Here is an 18,357-nt window from a genome sequence, read left to right as displayed (position 1 = left end):
GTAGACTCGCGCGGGTGACCACCAGCACCCCCGAGTCTCCCGCCGTCTCCCCCACGATCCGCGGAGCGCACCTCGTCGGCAGCGTCAACCTGCCCGACGCGGAGACCGTGCTCCGGACCGTGAGCGCCCACCTCGGCGACCGGATGCGCCGCATCCCGGACGGCGAGGTGGGCGAACGCTTCTACTGGGTGCAGTTCCAGACCAAGCGGCTCGACACGATGCAGGGCCTCTCCCGCATCCCGGTCGACCCCTTCTATCTGCGCGAGCAGTTCGACGGGCGGCCGTTCCGGCTGGATGAGGGCGTGACCGCCGACGAGCTGGTCTTCCCCGCGCTCGGCTACGCCGAAGCCGCGCTCGACTCGTACGCCGTGTTCCGCCGGCTGCGCGGTGAGGGCGTGATCGCCCCGGGCACCCGGTTCCAGGTCTCCCTGCCGACGCCCGCCGGCGTCGTCGGACCGTTCATCGTGGCGGAGGACCGCGCCGCGGTCGAGCCCGCGTACGAGCGGGCGCTCTTCGGCGAGCTGCAGCGCATCCTGGACGGCATCCCGCACGACGATCTGGCGATCCAGTGGGACACGGCCGTCGAGTTCGCGCTGCTCGAGGGGCGGATGCCGTCATGGTTCGGCGAGGACGTGCTCGCCGGCGTGATCTCGCGCGCACTGTGGCAGGCCGCCGCCGTGCCCGACGACGTGCAGGTCGGCTACCACCTCTGCTACGGCGACGTGGAAGAGCAGCACTTCGTGCAGCCGGCCGACGCCGGCCACCTCGCGGACGTGCTCGGCGGCATCCTCGCCGCGGCTCCCCGTCCGGTGAACTGGGTGCACCTGCCGGTTCCGATCGAGCGGGACGACGAGGCGTACTTCGCGCCGCTCGCCTGGGTCGACGTGCCAGAGGGCACCGAACTCTACCTCGGACTGCTCCACCACGAGGACGGCGTCGAGGGCGCCCGGCGACGGGCCGCCGCCGCAGCGACCGCGGTCACGACGTTCGGCGTCGGGACGGAATGCGGATTCGGGCGCGGGCCGAGCGACCGGACGCCGTCCCTCCTCGACCTGCACGCCGCCGTGGCCGAGGCCTGGTGACGCGGTCGTGAGCCTGTCGCTCGACGCGGAGGCGTTCGAGGCGCTCGTCGCCGACGAGCTCGATGAGCTGCCCGACGAGATGGTGGACGGCCTTGACAACGTCGTGATCGTGGTGGAGGACCGCCCGGAGGACGGCTCCCTCGACCTGCTCGGCCTCTACGACGGCGTCGCGCTCACCGAGCGCGGTGCGTACGGGTTCGGCGAGATGCCGGACCGCATCGTGCTCTACCGCGAGCCGCTGCTGGCGATCGTCGAGTCGGAGGACGAGCTGCGCGACGAGATCCACATCACGCTCGTGCACGAGATCGCGCACTACTACGGCATCGACGACGAGCGCCTGCACGAACTGGGCTGGGCGTAGCCGCCCGACCTGCGCTGCCTCGGCTCAGGCTCCGAAGCCGAAGATCGACTCGTCGTCCTTGTCCGGGGCCACCGGGTCGGAGTCGGGCTGGTCGAAGTGGTAGACCACCTGACGCTGACCCTCGACGTCGCGCTCCTCGCCCGCCACGTACCAGAACGTGGACTCGAGGCCCTCCACGGCGGCGATCACGCCGATGCGCTCGTCCACCTCGCCGCCCACCAGGAAGCGGCGGTCCGTCTGGCCTGCCAGGGGTCCGTCGGCGTATTCGACGATGTACTCGGGGTCCTGTCGTGCGTCGGTCATGACTCAACCGTAGTCCTTGCCGCGGGGTCCGTCAGATCGACGGCCGTCACATCCAGCACCAGCGACGCCAGGGCGAGGGGATGCTCGCGCTCGACGAAGCGGTCGAACTGCGCCTGCCAGCGGTCCCACTCCGCGGCGAAGGTGTCGCCGTCGCGGGCGAGCGCGCGCCGCTTGCGCAGGGCGTCGTCGGCCTCCAGCCACACCGCGAGGTCGGCGACGGCGGCGTTGCGGCGCGACAGCGATCCGCAGCCCTCGACGATCAACGGCTCGTCGCCGGCGACGGTGACCCGCCCGGCGGGACGGTCCGCACCCCAGTCCCAGCGCTGCCAGGCGCCCGAACCGGATGCGCGCAGCGGCTCCAGGAGGTCGCGGCCGACCGCGGCGCTGCCCGCCTCCAGGCCATCCCATCCCGGGTAGAGGTCGTCCATCCGCACCAGGCGCGGGGTGCCGGCCGCGGGCCACGCGGCGATGAGCGCGTCTGCCAGCGAGCTCTTGCCGGCGCCGCTCGGGCCGTCGATCAGCACGACCGGAGTGTGCCCCGCGTCTCGCGCGGCGGCGACCGCGGCGACGACGGCCGCGCCGAGCGCCGCGAGTTCAGCTGAGCGGGGCATTCCAGCTCCCCGCGGCGACGGCGGCTCCGATCGCGGCGGCGGCCACCAGGGCGGCGACAGCGAGAGCCACCCAGTCGCGGCCGCGGAAGACGGAGACCCGCGCCCACGTCCGCCGGCCGGGCGCGCCGAAGCCGCGCGCCTCCATCGCCGTCGCCAGCTTCGTGCCGCGCCGGAGCGACAGCACGAACAGCGCGAACGCCTGACCGAGGAAACGGCGGAGCGCCCCCGACTCGGCCACACCGCGGGCACGGCGGGCGAGGGTGAGGGCCCGCCAGTCCTCGGCGAACAGCCCGACCAGCCGCAGGCCGGCCAGGGCGCCGATGACGAAGCGCGCGGGCAGCCGCACCAGCTGGGCGAGGCCGTCGGCCAGGTCGGTCGGGTCGATGGTGACGAAGAGCAGCACCGCGGGCAGGCCGATGGCGAGCACGCGGAGCGTCGTGGCCAGCGCCAGGGCGATCGAGCCGTCGCTGATCTCGACCGCCCACCAGCTGACGTAGACGGTCCCGGAGACCTGTCCATAGAGCAGCGTGGTCAGCCCGGCCAGCGGGGCAGCGATCCACACGGGCGCGGTGCGCGCGAGGACGGTCCGCACCGGGATGCCCGCGAAGGCGAGCAGGACGAGTTCCAGCAGCAGGGCCACACCGGCCGAGACCGGGTCGATCGAGAGCAGCAGGGCGAGCGTGACGATGAGGGCGGCGCCGAGCTTCGCGACCGGGTTCAGGGTCGCGAGCGGGCCGACGCGCAGCGGCTGCACGAGGGTCATGCGGCCACCTCCGCAGCGTCGAGACGGAGGGAGGCGGCGCCCACCGCCGCGACGAACTCCGCGTCGTGGGTGGCCGCGACGATGGCGTGCCCCTCGTGGCGGAGCCCAGCGATCATCCGGACCAGCTCCTCCCACGTGCGCGCGTCCTGGCCGAACGTGGGCTCGTCGAGCACCAGCAGGCGCGGACGCGTGGCGAGGGCGGTGCCCACGGAGAGGCGGCGCTTCTGGCCACCGGAGAGGGTGAACGGGTTCGCCTCGGCCAGGGGCTCCAGGGCGAGGCGGGCGAGCAGCTCGTCCACGCGCACCGTCGTCTCCGAGTCGGGGAGGCCGAGCGCGCGCGGGCCCGCCGCCAGCTCCTCCCGCACGGTGGATGCGATGAGCTGGTGCTCGGGGTTCTGGAAGACGCTGCCGATGCGGGTCAGCAGTTCGCGCGAGCGCCAGGCGGAGGGATCGGGCGCAGCGCCCTGCGCCAGGCCTGCCTCGGCGCGGAGGTCGCCGCCGATCGCGGGAAGGAGGCCGCCGAGGGTGAGGGCGAGCGTCGACTTGCCCGCGCCGTTCCGGCCGGTCAAGGCGAGTGCCGAGCCTTCGCGGAGGTCGAGCGTCACCGCCCGGCCGACGGGCTCGGCTGTGACCCGCTGCCCCCGGCCGCGACGGCGCCCCCGGGTCACGGCCGGGCCGCGGCCGAAGACGAGCTCCCGGGCGGTGAGCAGCGCCTCACCCTCGGCCACGACAGGCGCCGGCGGGAGAGGCGTCCCCGGCAGCCAGACCCCGGCCCGGCGCAGCTCGCCGGCCGCATCCGCGAGCACCGAATCCGGTGCGCCGTCGGCGAGCACACCGCCGTCGGCGCCGAGCACCACGACGCGCGTCACCAGGTCGCGCCACACCGCGACGCGGTGCTCCACCACCACCAGCGTCGCGCCGGTCGCGTCGAGCGCCGCGCGCACCGCCTCGCGCACCTCCAGCACGCCCTCGGGGTCGAGATTCGCCGTCGGCTCGTCGAGCAGGAGCAGTCCCGGGCGCATCGCCAGCAGCCCCGCCAGGGCGAGACGCTGCTTCTGGCCGCCCGACAGCTGGGCGGTCGATCGGTCCAGCGGCACGTCGAGCCCGACCTCGGAGAGCGCGCCGCGGACCCGGCGCCACAGCTCCTCGCGCGGCACGCCCAGGTTCTCGCAGCCGAAAGCGACGTCGTCGCCGACGCGGGCGAGGATCACCTGCGCGTCCGGATCCTGGAGCAGCAGCCCGGCCGTGCCGCGCGCCTCGGCCGGCGGTCGACCCGCGACGGTCAGCGAACCCTCCGGTTCGCCGTCGTCCTCGCCGCCGAGCACGCCCGCGAGACCGGCGAGCAACGTGCTCTTGCCTGCCCCGGAGGCGCCGAGCAGCAGCACACGCTCCCCCGGCTCGATGCTCAGGTCGAGGCCGCGGGCGGCCCAGCCGCTGCGTCCCGAATACCGCCAGCCCCAGCCGTCGACCCGAACGGCGGCCGGGACAGGCAGTCCCGTGGTCACGTCCGTCAGACCCGGGCGGCCTTCTGCGCCTCGCGGCCCGCGGCGAACCGGCTCAGAGCGCCGGTCCGGGCCAGTGCCCGCACCAGGAGCCACGACCCGAGACCCGCGACGAGGAGGCCCGAGAGGGTCGTGGTGATGGTGTAGACGACGATGAACTCGGGCTTGGAGCCGGGGTACCAGTAGAGGAGGTCGAGGATCGACTCGGCCAGACCCGCGCCCGCGCCGGCGAGCAGCGCCGGGACGAGGCGCCAGTTCGCGTAGAGGAACAGCGCGAACACGATCTCCGCGCCGAGCCCCTGCACGATGCCCGAGAGCAGCGTGGCGAAGCCCCACTGCGTCCCGATCAGGGCCGAGACGATCGCGGCGACGAGCTCGCCGTAGAGCGCGGCGCCGGGCTTCCGCACGATCAGGGCGACGAGCACCCCGGCGAACAGCCACGGACCGTTCAGGATGCCCTGGAAGCCGGGCAGGACGGCGCCGGCCGGCCCCGAGATCGGGTTCTGGACGATCCCCCAGACCCAGAACACGACGCCGGAGGCGACGGCCACGACACTGGCGACGACGATGTCGACGACCCGCCAGCGGAGGACGCGCGAACGCGCGCCCGAGGAGAGAAGAGTTGCATGCACTGGACGTGCCCTTTCATTCAGCGGAACAGGGCACGGGATGTTGAGAAGGCCTCCCTGCGCTGGCATTACCCAGATCAGGTTCGACGGTCGAGACTTGGAGAAGTCTCCTCTCAGCCCGGCTACACCGGACTCCCGTGTTCGAGACCAGTGTAGCCCGCTGCGGGCGAGTCGCTACTTCTTCAGCCACTTGATGACGCGGGACCACGCGTGCCCGGCCACCCACAGGAACGGGATGCCGACCGCCAGCAGCGTGATGATGTTCGGCCGGAAGCGCACCCCCGTCTCGTCCGAGAGGTAGGCGCCGAACGGGACCGCCCAGCCGCCGCCACCGCCGCCGCCGGGCGCGTCGTCTCCCCCGTCGCCTGCGGTGCCGCCGCCGAAGCCGAACTGCACGGCCGCGACGGGCACGATCGTGGTGCCGTCCACGACGACGGGCTCGCCGTAGACCGACTTGATGCCGGAGGCGCTGAGAGTGTCCGCGAGCTTGAGCGAGATGTTCGTCATGGGGTCACGCTAGCGCGACACCGGGCCGGGCAACAGGTTCGTCCGGGGTCGCCGGGTTCAGTCGCTGACGTACTTCGGGTTGCGCCCGTCGCGCTCCTCCTCGTCGGCATCGCGTTCCCGCCGGACGAGCGAGGCCGGCCCGATCATCCCGCGGCCGAAGCGCGCGCTGACCGCATCCAGCGTCCGCTCGGTCTCGCGCCACTCCTCGTCCGGATCCCACAGCGCCAGCGCGTCGCCTCCCGCGTCGAGCAACTGCTCGGCACGCACGCCGATCAGGCGCAGCGGGGTCTGCCTCACATCCAGCCCCAGCGCGTCGAACACATCCCACGCCTCCTCGAACAGCCGGCGGCCGACGTTGGTGGGCTCCGCCAGCGTGCGCGAGCGGGTGATGGTGCGGAAGTCGGAGAAGCGCACCTTGATCGCGACGGTCCGCGCCACCATGTCGTGCTTGCGAAGGCGCTCGCCGACGCGTCCCGAGAGCCGCAGGAACTCGCGGCGGAGCGTGTCGAGGTCGCCCACATCCGTGCCGAACGTGTTCTCGTGGCCGATGCTCTTCTCACGCGATTCGGTGATGACACGGCGCGGGTCGCGGCCGTTCGCCAGGTCGTGCAGGCGGCGGCCGCTCGCGTCGCCGACCGCCTTCTGCAGCACGTGGAGCGGCGCATCCGCCAGGTCGGCGACCGTGAGCAGCCCCATCCGCTCCAGCGACGACTGCGTGCTCGCCCCGACGCCCCACAGCGCGCCGACCGGCAGCGGGCGCAGGAAGCTCAGCGTCTCGGCGCGTGGGATGACCAGCAGGCCGTCCGGTTTGCAGCGGCCGGAGGCGAGCTTCGCCATGAACTTCGTCGCCGCGACGCCGACCGAGCACGTCAGCCCGGTCTCCTCCAGCACGCGCGAGCGGATGAGCTCGGCGATGCGCCGCGGCGACCCGAGCAGCCGCCGGGCGCCGGACACGTCGAGGAACGCCTCGTCGATGCTCAACGGCTCCACCAGGGGCGTCACCTCGTGGAAGATGTCCATCACCGCACGCGAGAAGTGCGTGTACCGGTCGTAGTGCGGCGGCAGGATGATCGCGTTCGGGCACAGCCGGAGCGCCTGCGACATGGGCATGGCGCTGCGGACGCCGTACCGGCGGGCCTCGTATGTCGCGCTGGTCACCACGCCGCGGCCGCCGGCATGACCGACGATCGCGGGCTTGCCGCGCGCATCCGGGCGCTCGAGCAGTTCGACCGACGCGAAGAACGCATCCATGTCGACGTGCAGGATGGACGCCTCGGAATCGTCGACATCGGCGGCGCTCACCTGCCGCTGACTGCCATCCGCTCGTCCCACCCCTCCAGCTTCTCACCACCCGCCGACAGCGGCGACCGACGGGGATACGTTTGAGCCATGGAATTCAGGTACCTCGGAAACAGCGGACTCAAGATCTCGGAGATCATCTACGGCAACTGGCTCACCCACGGCTCGCAGGTCGAGAACGACACGGCGACCGCATCGGTGCGCGCGGCCCTCGAGGCGGGCATCACGACCTTCGACACGGCGGACGCCTACGCGAACACGGTCGCCGAGCAGGTGCTGGGCGACGCGCTGGCGAGCGAGCGCCGTGCGTCCCTCGAGATCTTCACGAAGGTCTACTGGCCGACCGGCCCGAAGGGCCACAACGACGTCGGGCTCTCGCGCAAGCACATCCTCGAGTCGATCGACGGCTCGCTCGAGCGCCTCGGCACCGACTACGTCGACCTGTACCAGGCGCACCGCTACGACTCCGAGACGCCGCTCGAGGAGACGATGCAGGCGTTCGCCGACGTCGTGCGCCAGGGCAAGGCCCTGTACATCGGCGTCAGCGAGTGGACGGCGGACCAGCTGCGGGCCGGACACGCGCTCGCGAAGGACCTCGGCATCCAGCTGATCTCGAACCAGCCGCAGTACTCGATGCTGTGGCGCGTGATCGAGAAGCAGGTCGTGCCGACCTCCGCCGAGCTGGGGATCTCGCAGATCGTCTGGTCGCCGGTCGCGCAAGGCGTGCTCACCGGAAAATACAAGCCGGGCGAGCAGGCGCCGGAAGGCAGCCGCGCCGCCGACGAGAAGGGCGGGGCGAACGCGATCAGCAGCTTCCTGCGGGACGACGTGCTCACCTCCGTGCAGCGCCTGCAGCCGATCGCGGACGAGCTCGGCATCACCATGGCGCAGCTCGCCGTCGCGTGGGTGCTGCAGAACCCGAACGTCGCCGGCGCCATCGTCGGGGCGTCGCGGCCGGAGCAGGTGCGGTCGAACGCGGAGGCGGCCGGGATCCGGCTCACCGGCGACGTGATGGCGCGCATCGACGAGGCGGTCGGCGACGTCGCGGAGACGGACCCGGCGCTCACCGTGTCGCCGGCGAAGCGCCCGGCCTGACGCGGGGGCGCCGCGCTCGCCGCGCGGCGCCCGCGGCGCCCGCGGCGCCCGTCCTCGTCGAGCGGTGACTAGGTGCGCTAATCCCAGCCGACTGGCGACATCTACTCACCACTCGGCGGGGATTAGCGCATCCACTCACGGGTCGAGCCGGCGCACGAGACGGCACGGCGACGTGGCGAGGCGGAGGGACGGGGCGGAGCCCCGCGCGTCAGACGAGCGCCGCCACGAGCGGGCGCAGCCAGTCGCGGAACGCCGCCGAGTCGTCGCGCATGGTGGCGCTGATCACCACGGTGTGCGGGCCGACGATCCACGCGCCCTTCGCCGCGAGCGGCAGCACGTCGATGTCCAGGCGGAAGTACCCCGCCTGGCGCCGGAGCTCGTGCTCCCGCTCCCGGACCACCTCCACGATGTCCGCAGCCCGCCGCGCATGGTGCGCCGCGCTGGCGGCGACGTACTCGGCGTGGCGGTCGGCCGCCCAGCCGGCGGCCGCCTCGTAGTGCGCGAGCACCGCATCCTGGAGGTCGATGGCCCGGTCGAACGCCTCGAAGTGCGGCGGTCGCAGCAGCGGCGCGGCCACGCGGCGGTGACGGTCCGCCGCCACCTCGAACCACGCCTGCCACTGGTGCGCCAGCGAATCCTCCCCCGGCGCCCGCCCGGCGAGCGGAACCGGATGGGTGCGCACCGGCCGGTCCGCGGACTCCCGCCGGCGAGTCTGCAGCGCGGGCGACACCGCGGGATCCAAGCCCGGGAGCACCGGAGTCACCCGGTCGCCCAGGCCCGCCAGGTCGCGGATGGCGAGGGCCATCAGCAGGTCCCACGGGCAGTCCTCCGTGACCTGCCATCGAAGGGTGCCCTCGACGAACATGCCGACATTGTAGATTCGCGCCCTGCGGGGAGGTAGAGGGTGCCGAACCGGTTCACTTCGTGATGCGCGGGGCCCGCCGGCTCAGCGGTCGAACGGCTCCTCGGCGATGAGCAGCGCCGCCGGGATCACGGCGCGCTCGTAGGGCCCACGCCCGTCGCGGCGGTGCTGCGGCTCGAAGAACGAGACGGTCCAGGTCGTGAACCCGTCGAGCGGCCCGTACACATTGCGCAGGCTCCGGTCGCCGGGCGCCACGATCACGCCGGTCGGCTCACCCACCCAGTCGTCGCCCGACGGCTGGTCGTGCTCGCGAACATAGACCTGCACCCCGACGCCGAGGCCGGGCTCGAGCCGGGCGGATGTCCCGTCGGCGGGCCCGTCGCCCTTCGCGCTGCGCTTCCACATGCGTCCCATGCTCGCATCCGGTCATGTGCACCTCATGTGGACCGGATACGGATGCGCGCGGCGCCCGCTAGTGCGAGGTCGTCGGACGCGCGCTCCCGCCCGCCCGCCGCGCCGGGTCGAGCAGCCGCCGCAGCGTCCACCGCTCGGCGACGGTCCACGCCGTCGACGTGAGGATGTACACGGCCGCCGCGAGCGGCACGAACGCCGCGAAGACCACGGTCACATACGGCAGGAACGACAGGGCTCGCAGCATCCCGGCCGGAGCCGTGGACCCCTCCGGCTGCGGGAGGGTGAGCACACGCCGGGACACGGTCGTCACGATCGCGATCAGCGCCAGGACGCCGAGATACACGAGCATCGCGGGCCACACCCCGGCGCCCGCACCCGTGAGGCCGACGAAGCTCGTGCCGAGAGGCGCGCCGAACGCGTGCTCGCCGAGCAGCGCGTTGGCGTGTCCCGCGATCGTCGCGTGGGTGAAGACGGCGTAGAGGAGCGTGATGACCGGGATCTGCGCGAGCAGCGGCAGCATCCCGGCGAATGGCGAGACCTGCTCGGCCTGGTACAGCTCCATCGTCTTGCGGGCGAGCGTCTCGCGGTCGCCCGCGTGACGCCGCTGCAGCTCGGCCAGCTGGGGCGCGATGCGGCGGCGGCTGTACTCCGCCCGCACCTGGCTGACACCCACCGGGATGAGGACGACGCGGACGAGGACCGTCAGCATGGCGACGGCGAGAAGCCCGGCGGCGGTTCCCGCGACCGGTTCAAGCGTGGCGGAGAGGGCGGTGACGAGGCTGTACGCCCCGTCGAGAACGGCCGCGACGGGCGGCCAGGTGAAGAAGTCCATGAGTGTGTTTCCCTGCGATTCGACGTTGTGAGGACGCGTCTGGTCGCGGCGTCGCCGATCCCCGGTGAGGGATGCGGCGCGGACTACGCGACCGGCAGGGAGACGCCCGGCGCCCTCGGGCGCGGACGGCCGTCGGCATCGGGGTCGGACTCGCCCTCGGCCAGCCAGCCGGCGACCGGCTCGACCGGCCGCGACCACACCGAGCGGATGCGGAGGGATGCGGCTAGCGCGGCGACGGAGCGCACCGCCGCCGCGGCGAAGACGGCCACGAGGCCGAGCGCTCCGGCGACACCCGCGAGGGCGACGAACCCGGCGGTGCTGCCACCGCCGGCGGCGCCCAGCGAGCCCACGCCGGACGCGAGGGCGCGTCCGAGGAGCTCGAGCAGGGCGGTCATGGTCATGACGCTAACAGAGCGGGCCATCCGTGCCCAGAGCGTTCGCGCCCGGCGGACGCGTGTCGCGCGCATCCGCTGCCCCGGTGGAAGGATGGAGGCATGACTCGAGTCGCGATCATCGGTGCCCATGGAAAAGTCGCCCAGCAGCTGATGCGGGTGCTCTACGACCTCGGCGACGACTTCGTCGGCGTGGTGCGCAACGACGAGCACGCGGACGACGTCTACCGCCTCGGCGGCGAGGGCGTGCTGCTCGATATCGAGACGTCCGAGGCGGATGCGCTCGCGGCCGCGATCGAGGGCTGCGACGCCGTCGTCTTCACCGCCGGCGCGGGCGCGGGCTCCGGCATCGAGCGCAAGCGGACGGTCGACTACGGCGGTTCCGTGAAGGCGCAGCAGGCGGCGAAGCAGGCCGGCATCGCCCGCTTCGTGCAGGTCTCCGCCTGGGGCGTCGACGCGCCGGTCGACGACGCCGACCCGGTCTGGAAGGCCTACGTCGAGGCCAAGCGCGACGCCGACACGGCCCTCCGCGAGTCGGGCCTCGACTGGACCATCCTCCGCCCGGGCGGCCTGACGACCGACGAGGGGACGGGCCGGGTCACCCTCGGCGACAGCGTCCCGCGCGGCAGCATCGCCCGGGAGGACGTCGCCCGCCTGATCGCGCTCGCGCTGCACGAGCCGGCGACGATCGGCCGCCAGTGGGAGGTCGTCGGCGGCGACACCCCCATCGAGGAGGCCGTGCGGGCGCTGGTCGCCTCCGCGTAGGCTTGCCCGCGTGACCAGCGACAGCGTGACGAGCGAGTCCTCCCCGTACAGCGCCCGCCCGTGGGTGTCCGGCTACGCGCCGGACGTGCCCGCCGACGTCGAGGTGCCAGAGGGCTCGCTCTCGCATCTGATCGAGGCGTCGGTGAAGACCTACGGCAAGCACGTCGCCCTGGAGTTCTTCGGCGCGACGACCACGTACGCCGAGCTCGGCGAGCAGATCATCCGGGCCGCGGAGGGCCTCCGCAAGCTCGGCGTCTCGAAGGGCGACCGGGTCGCGCTGGTCCTCCCGAACTGCCCGCAGCACGTGGCCGCCTTCTACGCCGTCCTCCGGCTGGGTGCGGTCGTCGTCGAGCACAACCCGCTCTACACGCCGCGGGAACTGCGCCATCAGTTCGAGGACCACGGCGCGACCGTGGCGATCGTCTGGGACAAGGTCGCCGCGACCGTGCAGGCCCTCCCGGCCGACCTCGGCGTCACGACCGTGATCTCGGTCGACCTGACCCGCGCGATGCCCGCCTCCAAGCGCTTCGCGCTCCGCCTCCCGGTGCCCGCCGCACGCACGGCGCGGGAGCAGCTGACCGCGAAGGCGACCGGAACGATCGCCTGGGATTCGCTGGTCGCCTCCCGTCGCCTCAAGAGCTCCTACCCCCGCCCCGAGCGGGACGACCTGGCGCTCATCCAGTACACCTCGGGCACCACCGGCCTCCCCAAGGGCGCGATGCTGAGCCACGCCAACCTCTCGGTCAACGCCGCGCAGGCCCGCGCCTGGGTGCCGACCATCGAGCGCGGCACCTCCGTCGTCTATGCGGTGCTGCCGCTGTTCCACGCCTACGGCCTGACCCTCTGCCTGACGTTCGCGATGAGCATGGGCGCGCGGCTGGTGCTCTTCCCGAAGTTCGACCCGGACCTGGTGCTGGATGTGGTGAAGAAGCATCCCGCGACCTTCCTGCCCGCGGTGCCCCCGATCTACGAGCGGCTGGTGCAGGCGGCCGAGAAGCGCAGGGTGTCGCTCTCGGGTATCCAGATCGCGATCTCGGGCGCGATGAGCCTGCCGCAGGGCATCGTCGACCTGTGGGAGCAGAAGACCGGCGGGTACCTCGTCGAGGGCTACGGCCTGTCGGAGTGCTCCCCCGTGCTCATGGCGAACCCCGTCGGGGCCACCCGCAGGCCGGGAACCGTCGGGCTGCCGCTGCCGAGCACCGAGCTGCGCGTCGCCGACCCGGACGACCCGAGCGTCGACCGGCCGTTCGGCGAGGAGGGCGAGCTGCTCGCCCGGGGCCCGCAGGTGTTCTCGGGGTACTGGCGCAAGCCGGACGAGACCGCGAAGGTGCTGACGGAGGGCGGCTGGTTCCGCACGGGCGACATCGTGACGATGGATGAGGACGGCTTCGTCCGCATCGTCGACCGCATCAAGGAGCTCATCGTCACCGGAGGCTTCAACGTCTCCCCGACGGAGGTGGAGGACGCGCTGCGCTCGTTCCCGGGCGTGGCGGACGTCGCGGTGGTCGGCCTCCCGCACCGCCGCGGCGGCGAGGATGTGGTGGCCGCGGTGGTCATGGAGGCGGGCGCCTCGTTCGACGAGGAGGCCATCCGGGCCTACGGTCGCGACTGCCTGACGGCGTACAAGGTGCCGAAGCACGTGTACCAGCTGGAGGAGTTGCCGCGCTCGATCGTCGGCAAGGTCATCCGCCGCAAGGTGCGCGACCAGCTGCTGGCCGACCTGGCGAAATAGCCGGCGGCGCCGGGCTCAGTCGCCGATCGGGAACACCAGCAGCGATCCGGTCGCCGTGGCGACCGTCTTGCCCGCTGCATCCGTGATCACGCCATCCGCGAAGGCGACCCGGTTGCCGGGCTTCGTCACGGTGGCGGTGCAGGTCAGCGCGCCCGTGTGCGCGTACACCGGCCGCAGGTAGTTGACCTTGATCTCGATGGACGTGTAGCCCTGCCCCTGCGGCAGCGTCGTCTGCACGGCGCAGCCGAGCGCCGAGTCGAGAGCTGTGCAGACGTACCCGCCGTGCACGGTGCCGATCGGGTTGTAGTGCGACTCGTCGGGCTCGCAGATGAAGGTCGCCGTGCCGGGGTCGGCCGAGACGAGCGTCATGCGCATGAGCGAGGTGATGGGAGGCGGCGGCAGCTCGCCGCGGATCATCGTCCGCAGATACTCGAGGCCGCTCATGGTCGGCATGAGCGCGACGCCGGGCGCCGGGTCCTCCCAGGTGACGGTCCTGCTGCGCTCGGGCGGTCGGGGGTCGGTGCGGGCGTCATCCATGCCGCCATCCTCTCGCACGACGCGATCCTCTCGCGTGCTCAGGCGCGACCGAGCCGGGCGAGACGGCGTCGGGCGGCGAGCTCCGCCTGCGTCTGGGGTCCGAGCAGCACGCGGGCCCCCGCCAGCACGGCGCCGGTCGCCGCGTGCAGCGGCAGCAGCCGCTCCGCCGCCGTCGGCGGCAGCCCGAGCATCGCGCGGTGCCGCGGCTCCAGGGTGGAGACGGCGGCCCGGAACAGGATGCGGTACGACGGCCGCAGCATCCGCCGCAGCGGGGCGCGCCGGATGAAGCGCACGATCTCCTCGACCTCCGGGCCGCCGCGCAGCTCCCCGCGTCGGTGATCGCGTCGATCTCCGCCCGCAGGGCCGTCGCGGTGCGCGGCGCATCCTGGACGCCCATGAGCTCGGCCGCCGTCGCCCACTCGGCGACGTAGCCGTCCGCTCCGCCGGGGATCGGGTCGCCCCACTGCTCGTGCGCGGTGAGGAACGCGTCCGTGAACGCCAGGTGCACCCAGCGGGCGAGCTCCGGGTCGTTCGCGGTGTAGGGGCGCTGGATGCCGTGCCCGTCGATGTAGGTGCCGGTCACCCGGCGGTGCAGCACCTGCACCATCTCGGAGCCCGCGATCGCCTGACCGCGGCTGCCGAACGTGACGGTGTGGATCCACTGGATGGTGCCGGCCAGCCGTCCGAGCGGGTCCTCGCGGAACCGGGAGTGATCGCGGACTCCGGCGAGTGCGCCCGGGTGCAGCGCCTGCAGCAGCAGCGCGCGCACGCCGGCGACCAGGGTCGGCATGCCGCCGTGCACCGCCCAGGCGGCGCTCTCGGGCGTGAAGAAGCCCTCGTCGTCGCCCTCCTCCAGGCGGAGCACCCACGCGGGCACCTCGTCGGACCGGCCCGCCAGCGTCTCGATCAGGCGGGTGCGGAGCGGCGTCAGGACGCGGTCGACGGCGGTCATGGCAGCACCGGCGGGAGGGAGGTCATCCCGCGACCTCCAGCGCGAGGCCCTCGATGAGCTGAGCATCCCGCAGTTCGGCGATGAGACGGCCGGGCAGCAGGATCTTGGAGCGACGGACCCCGGAGCCGATGATCACCACGTCCTGCTCCGCCACGCGGGCATCGACGAGCACGGGCCAGCCGCCGGGGAGGCCGATCGGCGTGATGCCGCCGTACTCCATCCCGGTCAGCTCGACAGCGCGGTCCATCGGCAGGAAGGACGCCTTGCGGACGTCGAGCAGGCGCTTGACCGTGTTGTTCACGTCGGCGCGGGTGGTGGAGAGCACGACGCAGGCGGCGATCCGCTCGACGCCCTCCCGCTTGCCCGCCACCACGACGCAGTTCGCCAGGTGGGCGGCGTCGAGGCCGAAGGCGTCGCGGGTGGCCGCGGTGTCCGAGATGTCCGGGTCGATCTCCACCACGCCGACCTCGTCCAGCCAGCCGAGCGACTCAAGCGCCGCCAGGGTCGACGGTGCGACGAGGTCGGTGCGGGTGGATGCGGGAGCGGTCGTGAGCCCGCCGAGAGTGAAGACGCCCATGCCTCCACGCTATCCCTCGCCGGAGACGAGATCTGCGCCGAATCTCGGTAATGCAGGCGGCGTGACCGAGATTCGGCGCACATCGTCAGGAAGGGTTACTGGGCCGCGCGCTCCAGCACGAGCTCGCGCACGCGCGCTGCGTCGGCCTGGCCGCGCATCGCCTTCATGACGGCGCCGATCACCGCTCCGGCGGCCTGCACCTTGCCGTCGCGGATCTTCGCCAGCACGTCCGGCTGTGCGGCCAGAGCTTCGTCGATCGCCGCGACGAGCGCGCCGTCGTCCGAGACCACGGCCAGCCCGCGGGCGTCGACGACCTCTTGCGGCCGGCCCTCGCCGGCGATGACGCCCTCGAGCACCTGGCGGGCGAGACGGTCCGTCAGCGTTCCGGCGTCGACGAGCCCGGCGAGCTCCGCCACGTGCTGCGGACTGACCAGCGTGCCGGCGGGCACGTTCTGAGCGTTCGCGAGGCGGGCGATCTCACCGGTCCACCACTTGCGGGCTGCCGCCGGCGAGGCGCCGGCGGCGATGGTGGCCTCCACCTCGTCGAGCAGATCGGCGTTCGCGACGTCCTGGAACTCGAGGGCGGTGAAGCCCCACTCCGCGGTGAGCCGCTTGCGGCGGGTCGCGGGCTGCTCGGGCAGGGTGCCGCGCAGCTCCTCCACCCACTCCCGGCTCGGCGCCACCGGCACCAGGTCGGGCTCGGGGAAGTAGCGGTAGTCGTCGGCGTCCGACTTGGGCCGGCCGGCGCTCGTCGTGCCGGTGTCTTCGTGCCAGTGACGGGTCTCCTGCACGATGGTGCCACCGGCTTCGAGGATGGCCGCCTGGCGCTGGATCTCGTAGCGCACCGCGCGCTCGATGGAGCGCAGCGAGTTGACGTTCTTCGTCTCGGTGCGGGTGCCGAGCTCGGTCGTGCCCCGGCGGCGCAGGGAGATGTTGGCGTCGCAGCGGACGTTGCCCTCCTCCATGCGCGCGTTCGAGACGCCGAGCCCCTTCACGATGTCGCGGATCGCCCGCACGTAGGCGCGCCCGACCTCGGGCGCATCCGCCTCGGTGCCCTCGATGATCTTGGTGACGATCTCGACCAACGGCACGCCGCCGCGGTTGAAGTCGACGAGCGAGTAGTCCGCGCCCTGGATGCGACCGGTGGCGCCGCCGACGTGCGTGAGCTTGCCCGCGTCCTCCTCCATGTGCGCGCGCTCGATCTGGATGGTGATCTCGCGTCCGCTCTCCAGCTCGATGGTGATCGTGCCGTCGTGGGCGATCGGCTCGTCGTACTGCGAGGTCTGGAAGTCCTTGGCGAGGTCCGGGTAGAAGTAGTTCTTCCGGGCGAACCGGCTCGACTCGGCGATCTCGCAGCCGAGGGCGAGGCCCAGGCGGATGCTGGACTCGATGGCCTTCTCGTTCACCTGGGGCAGGCCGCCGGGGAGGCCCAGGCAGGTCGGGCAGGTGTTCGTGTTCGCGCCGGAGCCGAACTCGTTGGCGCAGCCGCAGAACATCTTGGTCTTGGTGTTCAGCTCGACGTGCACCTCGAAACCGAGCACCGGCTCGAACAGCTCGAGCGCCTTGTCGTAATCCATCAGTGCGGCCTTGGCCATCAGACGGCTCCCTCTTCGCTGGCGAACATCTCGGTGGCGGTCAGGTCCGGCGCCTGACTCAGCAGCGTCCCGCCCCACTTCTCCTCGAGCAGACCCTCCAGGGCCGCGCCGTAGGTGTACAGGCGGGCGTCGGCGCGCGCGGGCGCCATCAGCTGCATCCCGACGGGCAGGCCGTCTTCGGGCGCGAGGCCGATCGGCAGGCCCATGCCGGGGACCCCGGCCAGGTTGGCCGGGATGGTGGTGATGTCGTTGAGGTACATCGCCATCGGGTCGTCGATCTTCTCGCCCAGCTTGAAGGCGGTGGTCGGCGCGCTCGGGCTGACCAGCACATCCACCTTCTCGAACGCCGCCTGGAAGTCGCGCTGGATGAGCGTGCGCACCTTCTGCGCGCTGCCGTAGTACGCGTCGTAGTAGCCGGCGCTCAGGGCGTACGTGCCGAGGATGATGCGGCGCTTCACCTCGGGGCCGAAGCCGGCGTCGCGGGTGGCCGCCATGACGCGCTCGACGGTGACCGGAGGGTTCGCCGGGTCGACGCGGAGGCCGAACCGCACGGAGTCGAAGCGCGCGAGGTTGCTGGAGGCCTCGGCGGGAAGGATGAGGTAGTAGGCCGAGACCGCGTACTCGAAGCTCGGGGCGCTGACCTCGACGATCTCCGCGCCGGCCGACTCGAGGAGTGCGAGCGACTCGTCGAAGCGCTGCTTGACTCCGGCCTGGAAGCCGTCGCCCGCGATCTCGCGGATGACGCCGACGCGCACGCCCTTCAGGGCGCCCTCGCGGCGCCCGGCGCGTGCGGCGTCGGCCATCGACGGCCAGGTGTCGCTGAGCGAGGTGGAGTCGAGCGGGTCGTGCCCGGCGATCACGTCGTGCAGCAGCCCGGCGTCGAGCACCGACCGGCTGACCGGGCCGACCTGGTCGAGAGAGCTCGCCAGCGCGATCGCACCGTAGCGGCTGACGCCTCCGTACGTCGGCTTGACGCCGACCGAGCCGGTCACCGCGGCGGGCTGACGGATCGAGCCGCCGGTGTCGGAGCCGAGCGCGAGCGGCGCCTCGAAGGCGGACACGGCCGCGGCCGAACCGCCGCCGGAGCCGCCGGGGATGCGCTCCAGGTCCCACGGGTTGCGGGTCGGGCCGTACGCCGAGTGCTCCGTCGAGGAGCCCATCGCGAACTCGTCCATGTTCGTCTTGCCGAGGGGTACGAGGTCGGCCTCGCGCAGCTTGCGCACGACGGTGGCGTCGTAGGGCGGGATCCAGCCCTCGAGGATCTTCGAGCCCGAGGTGGACGGCATGTCGTGAGTGGCCAGCACGTCCTTGATCGCGATCGGGACGCCCGCGAGCGCGCCGAGCGGCTCGCCTGCGGCACGGCGGTCATCCACCGCGGCCGCGGTGGCCAGGGCGGCGTCGCCGGCGACGTGCAGGAAGGCGTGGACGTCGGCATCCACCGACTCGATGCGGTCGAGGTGCGCGCGGACGGCCTCGACGGAGGAGACCTCGCGCGCGGCGAGCTTCTCGGCGAGGGCGGACGCGGAGAGACGGGTCAGGTCGGTCAT

At 72.7% G+C, this 18,357-nt stretch carries 20 protein-coding genes, 1 pseudogene and 1 riboswitch; of the genes and pseudogenes, 5 read left to right on the top strand and 16 right to left on the bottom strand.

The window, feature by feature from the left end; all coding sequences use genetic code 11:
* Nucleotides 1-14: 14 nt before the first annotated feature.
* Nucleotides 15-1,082 (top strand): hypothetical protein, encoded by a 1,068-nt coding sequence (locus tag ACQ86M_RS05285; protein WP_431247313.1) that lies wholly within the window; start codon nucleotides 15-17, stop codon nucleotides 1,080-1,082.
* Nucleotides 1,083-1,089: 7 nt separating this feature from the next.
* Nucleotides 1,090-1,443, top strand: a complete 354-nt coding sequence (locus ACQ86M_RS05280; protein ID WP_431247312.1) for a metallopeptidase family protein — start codon at nucleotides 1,090-1,092, stop codon at nucleotides 1,441-1,443.
* Nucleotides 1,444-1,467: 24 nt separating this feature from the next.
* On the opposite strand, the gene ACQ86M_RS05275 is transcribed toward ACQ86M_RS05280, so the two are convergent.
* The 7 genes from ACQ86M_RS05275 to dinB form a co-directional block, all read right to left on the bottom strand.
* Nucleotides 1,468-1,746 (bottom strand): hypothetical protein, encoded by a 279-nt coding sequence (locus tag ACQ86M_RS05275; RefSeq protein WP_431221050.1) that lies wholly within the window; start codon nucleotides 1,744-1,746, stop codon nucleotides 1,468-1,470.
* Nucleotides 1,743-2,357, bottom strand: coding sequence for an ATP-binding protein (locus tag ACQ86M_RS05270; RefSeq protein ID WP_431247311.1), 615 nt, complete (start codon nucleotides 2,355-2,357; stop codon nucleotides 1,743-1,745). The genes ACQ86M_RS05275 and ACQ86M_RS05270 overlap by 4 nt, the downstream gene beginning before the upstream one ends.
* Nucleotides 2,341-3,120, bottom strand: coding sequence for an energy-coupling factor transporter transmembrane component T family protein (locus ACQ86M_RS05265; RefSeq protein ID WP_431247310.1), 780 nt, complete (start codon nucleotides 3,118-3,120; stop codon nucleotides 2,341-2,343). Before ACQ86M_RS05265 ends, ACQ86M_RS05270 begins: the two co-directional genes overlap by 17 nt.
* Nucleotides 3,117-4,625, bottom strand: coding sequence for an ABC transporter ATP-binding protein (locus tag ACQ86M_RS05260; RefSeq protein ID WP_431247309.1), 1,509 nt, complete (start codon nucleotides 4,623-4,625; stop codon nucleotides 3,117-3,119). The genes ACQ86M_RS05265 and ACQ86M_RS05260 overlap by 4 nt, the downstream gene beginning before the upstream one ends.
* Nucleotides 4,626-4,630: 5 nt before the next feature.
* Nucleotides 4,631-5,254: an ECF transporter S component gene (locus ACQ86M_RS05255; RefSeq protein ID WP_431247308.1), complete on the bottom strand. Its 624-nt coding sequence runs from the start codon at nucleotides 5,252-5,254 to the stop codon at nucleotides 4,631-4,633.
* Nucleotides 5,255-5,288: 34 nt separating this feature from the next.
* A riboswitch (TPP riboswitch) is annotated at nucleotides 5,289-5,400 on the bottom strand.
* A gap of 25 nt (nucleotides 5,401-5,425) precedes the next feature.
* Nucleotides 5,426-5,758, bottom strand: coding sequence for a spore germination protein GerW family protein (locus ACQ86M_RS05250; protein ID WP_431247307.1), 333 nt, complete (start codon nucleotides 5,756-5,758; stop codon nucleotides 5,426-5,428).
* 57 nt (nucleotides 5,759-5,815) lie between these two features.
* Entirely contained in the window at nucleotides 5,816-7,090 is a 1,275-nt protein-coding gene (dinB, locus tag ACQ86M_RS05245) for a DNA polymerase IV (RefSeq protein WP_431247306.1), read from the bottom strand.
* Between the two features lie 57 nt (nucleotides 7,091-7,147).
* On the opposite strand from dinB, the gene ACQ86M_RS05240 reads away from it, so the two are divergent.
* Nucleotides 7,148-8,152: an aldo/keto reductase family protein gene (locus ACQ86M_RS05240; RefSeq protein WP_431247305.1), complete on the top strand. Its 1,005-nt coding sequence runs from the start codon at nucleotides 7,148-7,150 to the stop codon at nucleotides 8,150-8,152.
* Nucleotides 8,153-8,360: 208 nt separating this feature from the next.
* On the opposite strand, the gene ACQ86M_RS05235 is transcribed toward ACQ86M_RS05240, so the two are convergent.
* The 4 genes from ACQ86M_RS05235 to ACQ86M_RS05220 form a co-directional block, all read right to left on the bottom strand.
* Nucleotides 8,361-9,017 (bottom strand): hypothetical protein, encoded by a 657-nt coding sequence (locus ACQ86M_RS05235; RefSeq protein WP_431247304.1) that lies wholly within the window; start codon nucleotides 9,015-9,017, stop codon nucleotides 8,361-8,363.
* Between the two features lie 81 nt (nucleotides 9,018-9,098).
* Entirely contained in the window at nucleotides 9,099-9,419 is a 321-nt protein-coding gene (locus tag ACQ86M_RS05230; protein WP_431247303.1) for a hypothetical protein, read from the bottom strand.
* Nucleotides 9,420-9,486: 67 nt separating this feature from the next.
* Nucleotides 9,487-10,260, bottom strand: coding sequence for a YidC/Oxa1 family membrane protein insertase (locus ACQ86M_RS05225; protein WP_431221040.1), 774 nt, complete (start codon nucleotides 10,258-10,260; stop codon nucleotides 9,487-9,489).
* A gap of 83 nt (nucleotides 10,261-10,343) precedes the next feature.
* Nucleotides 10,344-10,655 (bottom strand): DUF6412 domain-containing protein, encoded by a 312-nt coding sequence (locus ACQ86M_RS05220; RefSeq protein WP_431247302.1) that lies wholly within the window; start codon nucleotides 10,653-10,655, stop codon nucleotides 10,344-10,346.
* A 99-nt stretch (nucleotides 10,656-10,754) separates the two neighbouring features.
* Here ACQ86M_RS05220 and ACQ86M_RS05215 point away from each other — a divergent pair, with 99 nt between their 5' ends.
* The gene (locus tag ACQ86M_RS05215; RefSeq protein WP_431247301.1) at nucleotides 10,755-11,417 is read left to right on the top strand and encodes an SDR family oxidoreductase; all 663 of its coding nucleotides are present in this window, start codon (nucleotides 10,755-10,757) and stop codon (nucleotides 11,415-11,417) included.
* 10 nt (nucleotides 11,418-11,427) lie between these two features.
* Nucleotides 11,428-13,149, top strand: a complete 1,722-nt coding sequence (locus ACQ86M_RS05210; RefSeq protein WP_431247300.1) for a long-chain-fatty-acid--CoA ligase — start codon at nucleotides 11,428-11,430, stop codon at nucleotides 13,147-13,149.
* Nucleotides 13,150-13,164: 15 nt separating this feature from the next.
* Here ACQ86M_RS05210 and ACQ86M_RS05205 read toward each other — a convergent pair whose 3' ends face one another.
* The 5 genes and pseudogenes from ACQ86M_RS05205 to gatA form a co-directional block, all read right to left on the bottom strand.
* The gene (locus tag ACQ86M_RS05205; RefSeq protein WP_431247299.1) at nucleotides 13,165-13,686 is read right to left on the bottom strand and encodes a PaaI family thioesterase; all 522 of its coding nucleotides are present in this window, start codon (nucleotides 13,684-13,686) and stop codon (nucleotides 13,165-13,167) included.
* A 38-nt stretch (nucleotides 13,687-13,724) separates the two neighbouring features.
* Nucleotides 13,725-14,638: pseudogene (locus tag ACQ86M_RS05200) on the bottom strand (oxygenase MpaB family protein).
* Nucleotides 14,639-14,660: 22 nt separating this feature from the next.
* Nucleotides 14,661-15,215 carry a YbaK/EbsC family protein gene (locus ACQ86M_RS05195; RefSeq protein ID WP_431247298.1) on the bottom strand — a complete coding sequence of 185 codons (555 nt, stop codon included), beginning with the start codon at nucleotides 15,213-15,215 and terminating at the stop codon, nucleotides 14,661-14,663.
* Between the two features lie 95 nt (nucleotides 15,216-15,310).
* Nucleotides 15,311-16,810, bottom strand: a complete 1,500-nt coding sequence (gene gatB, locus ACQ86M_RS05190) for an Asp-tRNA(Asn)/Glu-tRNA(Gln) amidotransferase subunit GatB (protein WP_431247297.1) — start codon at nucleotides 16,808-16,810, stop codon at nucleotides 15,311-15,313.
* Nucleotides 16,810-18,357, bottom strand: a complete 1,548-nt coding sequence (gene gatA / locus ACQ86M_RS05185; protein ID WP_431247296.1) for an Asp-tRNA(Asn)/Glu-tRNA(Gln) amidotransferase subunit GatA — start codon at nucleotides 18,355-18,357, stop codon at nucleotides 16,810-16,812. The genes gatB and gatA overlap by 1 nt, the downstream gene beginning before the upstream one ends.

Origin of the sequence: Leifsonia xyli subsp. cynodontis, assembly GCF_050632205.1 — a bacterium.
Taxonomy (GTDB): Bacteria; Actinomycetota; Actinomycetes; order Actinomycetales; family Microbacteriaceae; genus Leifsonia; species Leifsonia xyli_D.
Note: the sequence above shows the minus strand (reverse complement) of the source record. Positions and strands in the feature narration are given on the sequence as shown.

Excerpts from the sequence above, each read along its gene's own strand:
- ACQ86M_RS05230 (WP_431247303.1), bottom strand. The coding sequence starts at position 9,419 with ATGTGGAAGCGCAGCGCGAAGGGCGACGGGCCCGCCGACGGGACATCC.
- ACQ86M_RS05205 (WP_431247299.1), bottom strand. The coding sequence starts at position 13,686 with ATGGATGACGCCCGCACCGACCCCCGACCGCCCGAGCGCAGCAGGACC.
- ACQ86M_RS05225 (WP_431221040.1), bottom strand. The coding sequence starts at position 10,260 with ATGGACTTCTTCACCTGGCCGCCCGTCGCGGCCGTTCTCGACGGGGCG.
- ACQ86M_RS05265 (WP_431247310.1), bottom strand. The coding sequence starts at position 3,120 with ATGACCCTCGTGCAGCCGCTGCGCGTCGGCCCGCTCGCGACCCTGAAC.
- ACQ86M_RS05240 (WP_431247305.1), top strand. The coding sequence starts at position 7,148 with ATGGAATTCAGGTACCTCGGAAACAGCGGACTCAAGATCTCGGAGATC.
- ACQ86M_RS05235 (WP_431247304.1), bottom strand. The coding sequence starts at position 9,017 with ATGTTCGTCGAGGGCACCCTTCGATGGCAGGTCACGGAGGACTGCCCG.
- ACQ86M_RS05215 (WP_431247301.1), top strand. The coding sequence starts at position 10,755 with ATGACTCGAGTCGCGATCATCGGTGCCCATGGAAAAGTCGCCCAGCAG.
- ACQ86M_RS05270 (WP_431247311.1), bottom strand. The coding sequence starts at position 2,357 with ATGCCCCGCTCAGCTGAACTCGCGGCGCTCGGCGCGGCCGTCGTCGCC.
- ACQ86M_RS05195 (WP_431247298.1), bottom strand. The coding sequence starts at position 15,215 with ATGGGCGTCTTCACTCTCGGCGGGCTCACGACCGCTCCCGCATCCACC.
- ACQ86M_RS05220 (WP_431247302.1), bottom strand. The coding sequence starts at position 10,655 with ATGACCGCCCTGCTCGAGCTCCTCGGACGCGCCCTCGCGTCCGGCGTG.
- ACQ86M_RS05250 (WP_431247307.1), bottom strand. The coding sequence starts at position 5,758 with ATGACGAACATCTCGCTCAAGCTCGCGGACACTCTCAGCGCCTCCGGC.
- gatA (WP_431247296.1), bottom strand. The coding sequence starts at position 18,357 with ATGACCGACCTGACCCGTCTCTCCGCGTCCGCCCTCGCCGAGAAGCTC.
- ACQ86M_RS05275 (WP_431221050.1), bottom strand. The coding sequence starts at position 1,746 with ATGACCGACGCACGACAGGACCCCGAGTACATCGTCGAATACGCCGAC.
- gatB (WP_431247297.1), bottom strand. The coding sequence starts at position 16,810 with ATGGCCAAGGCCGCACTGATGGATTACGACAAGGCGCTCGAGCTGTTC.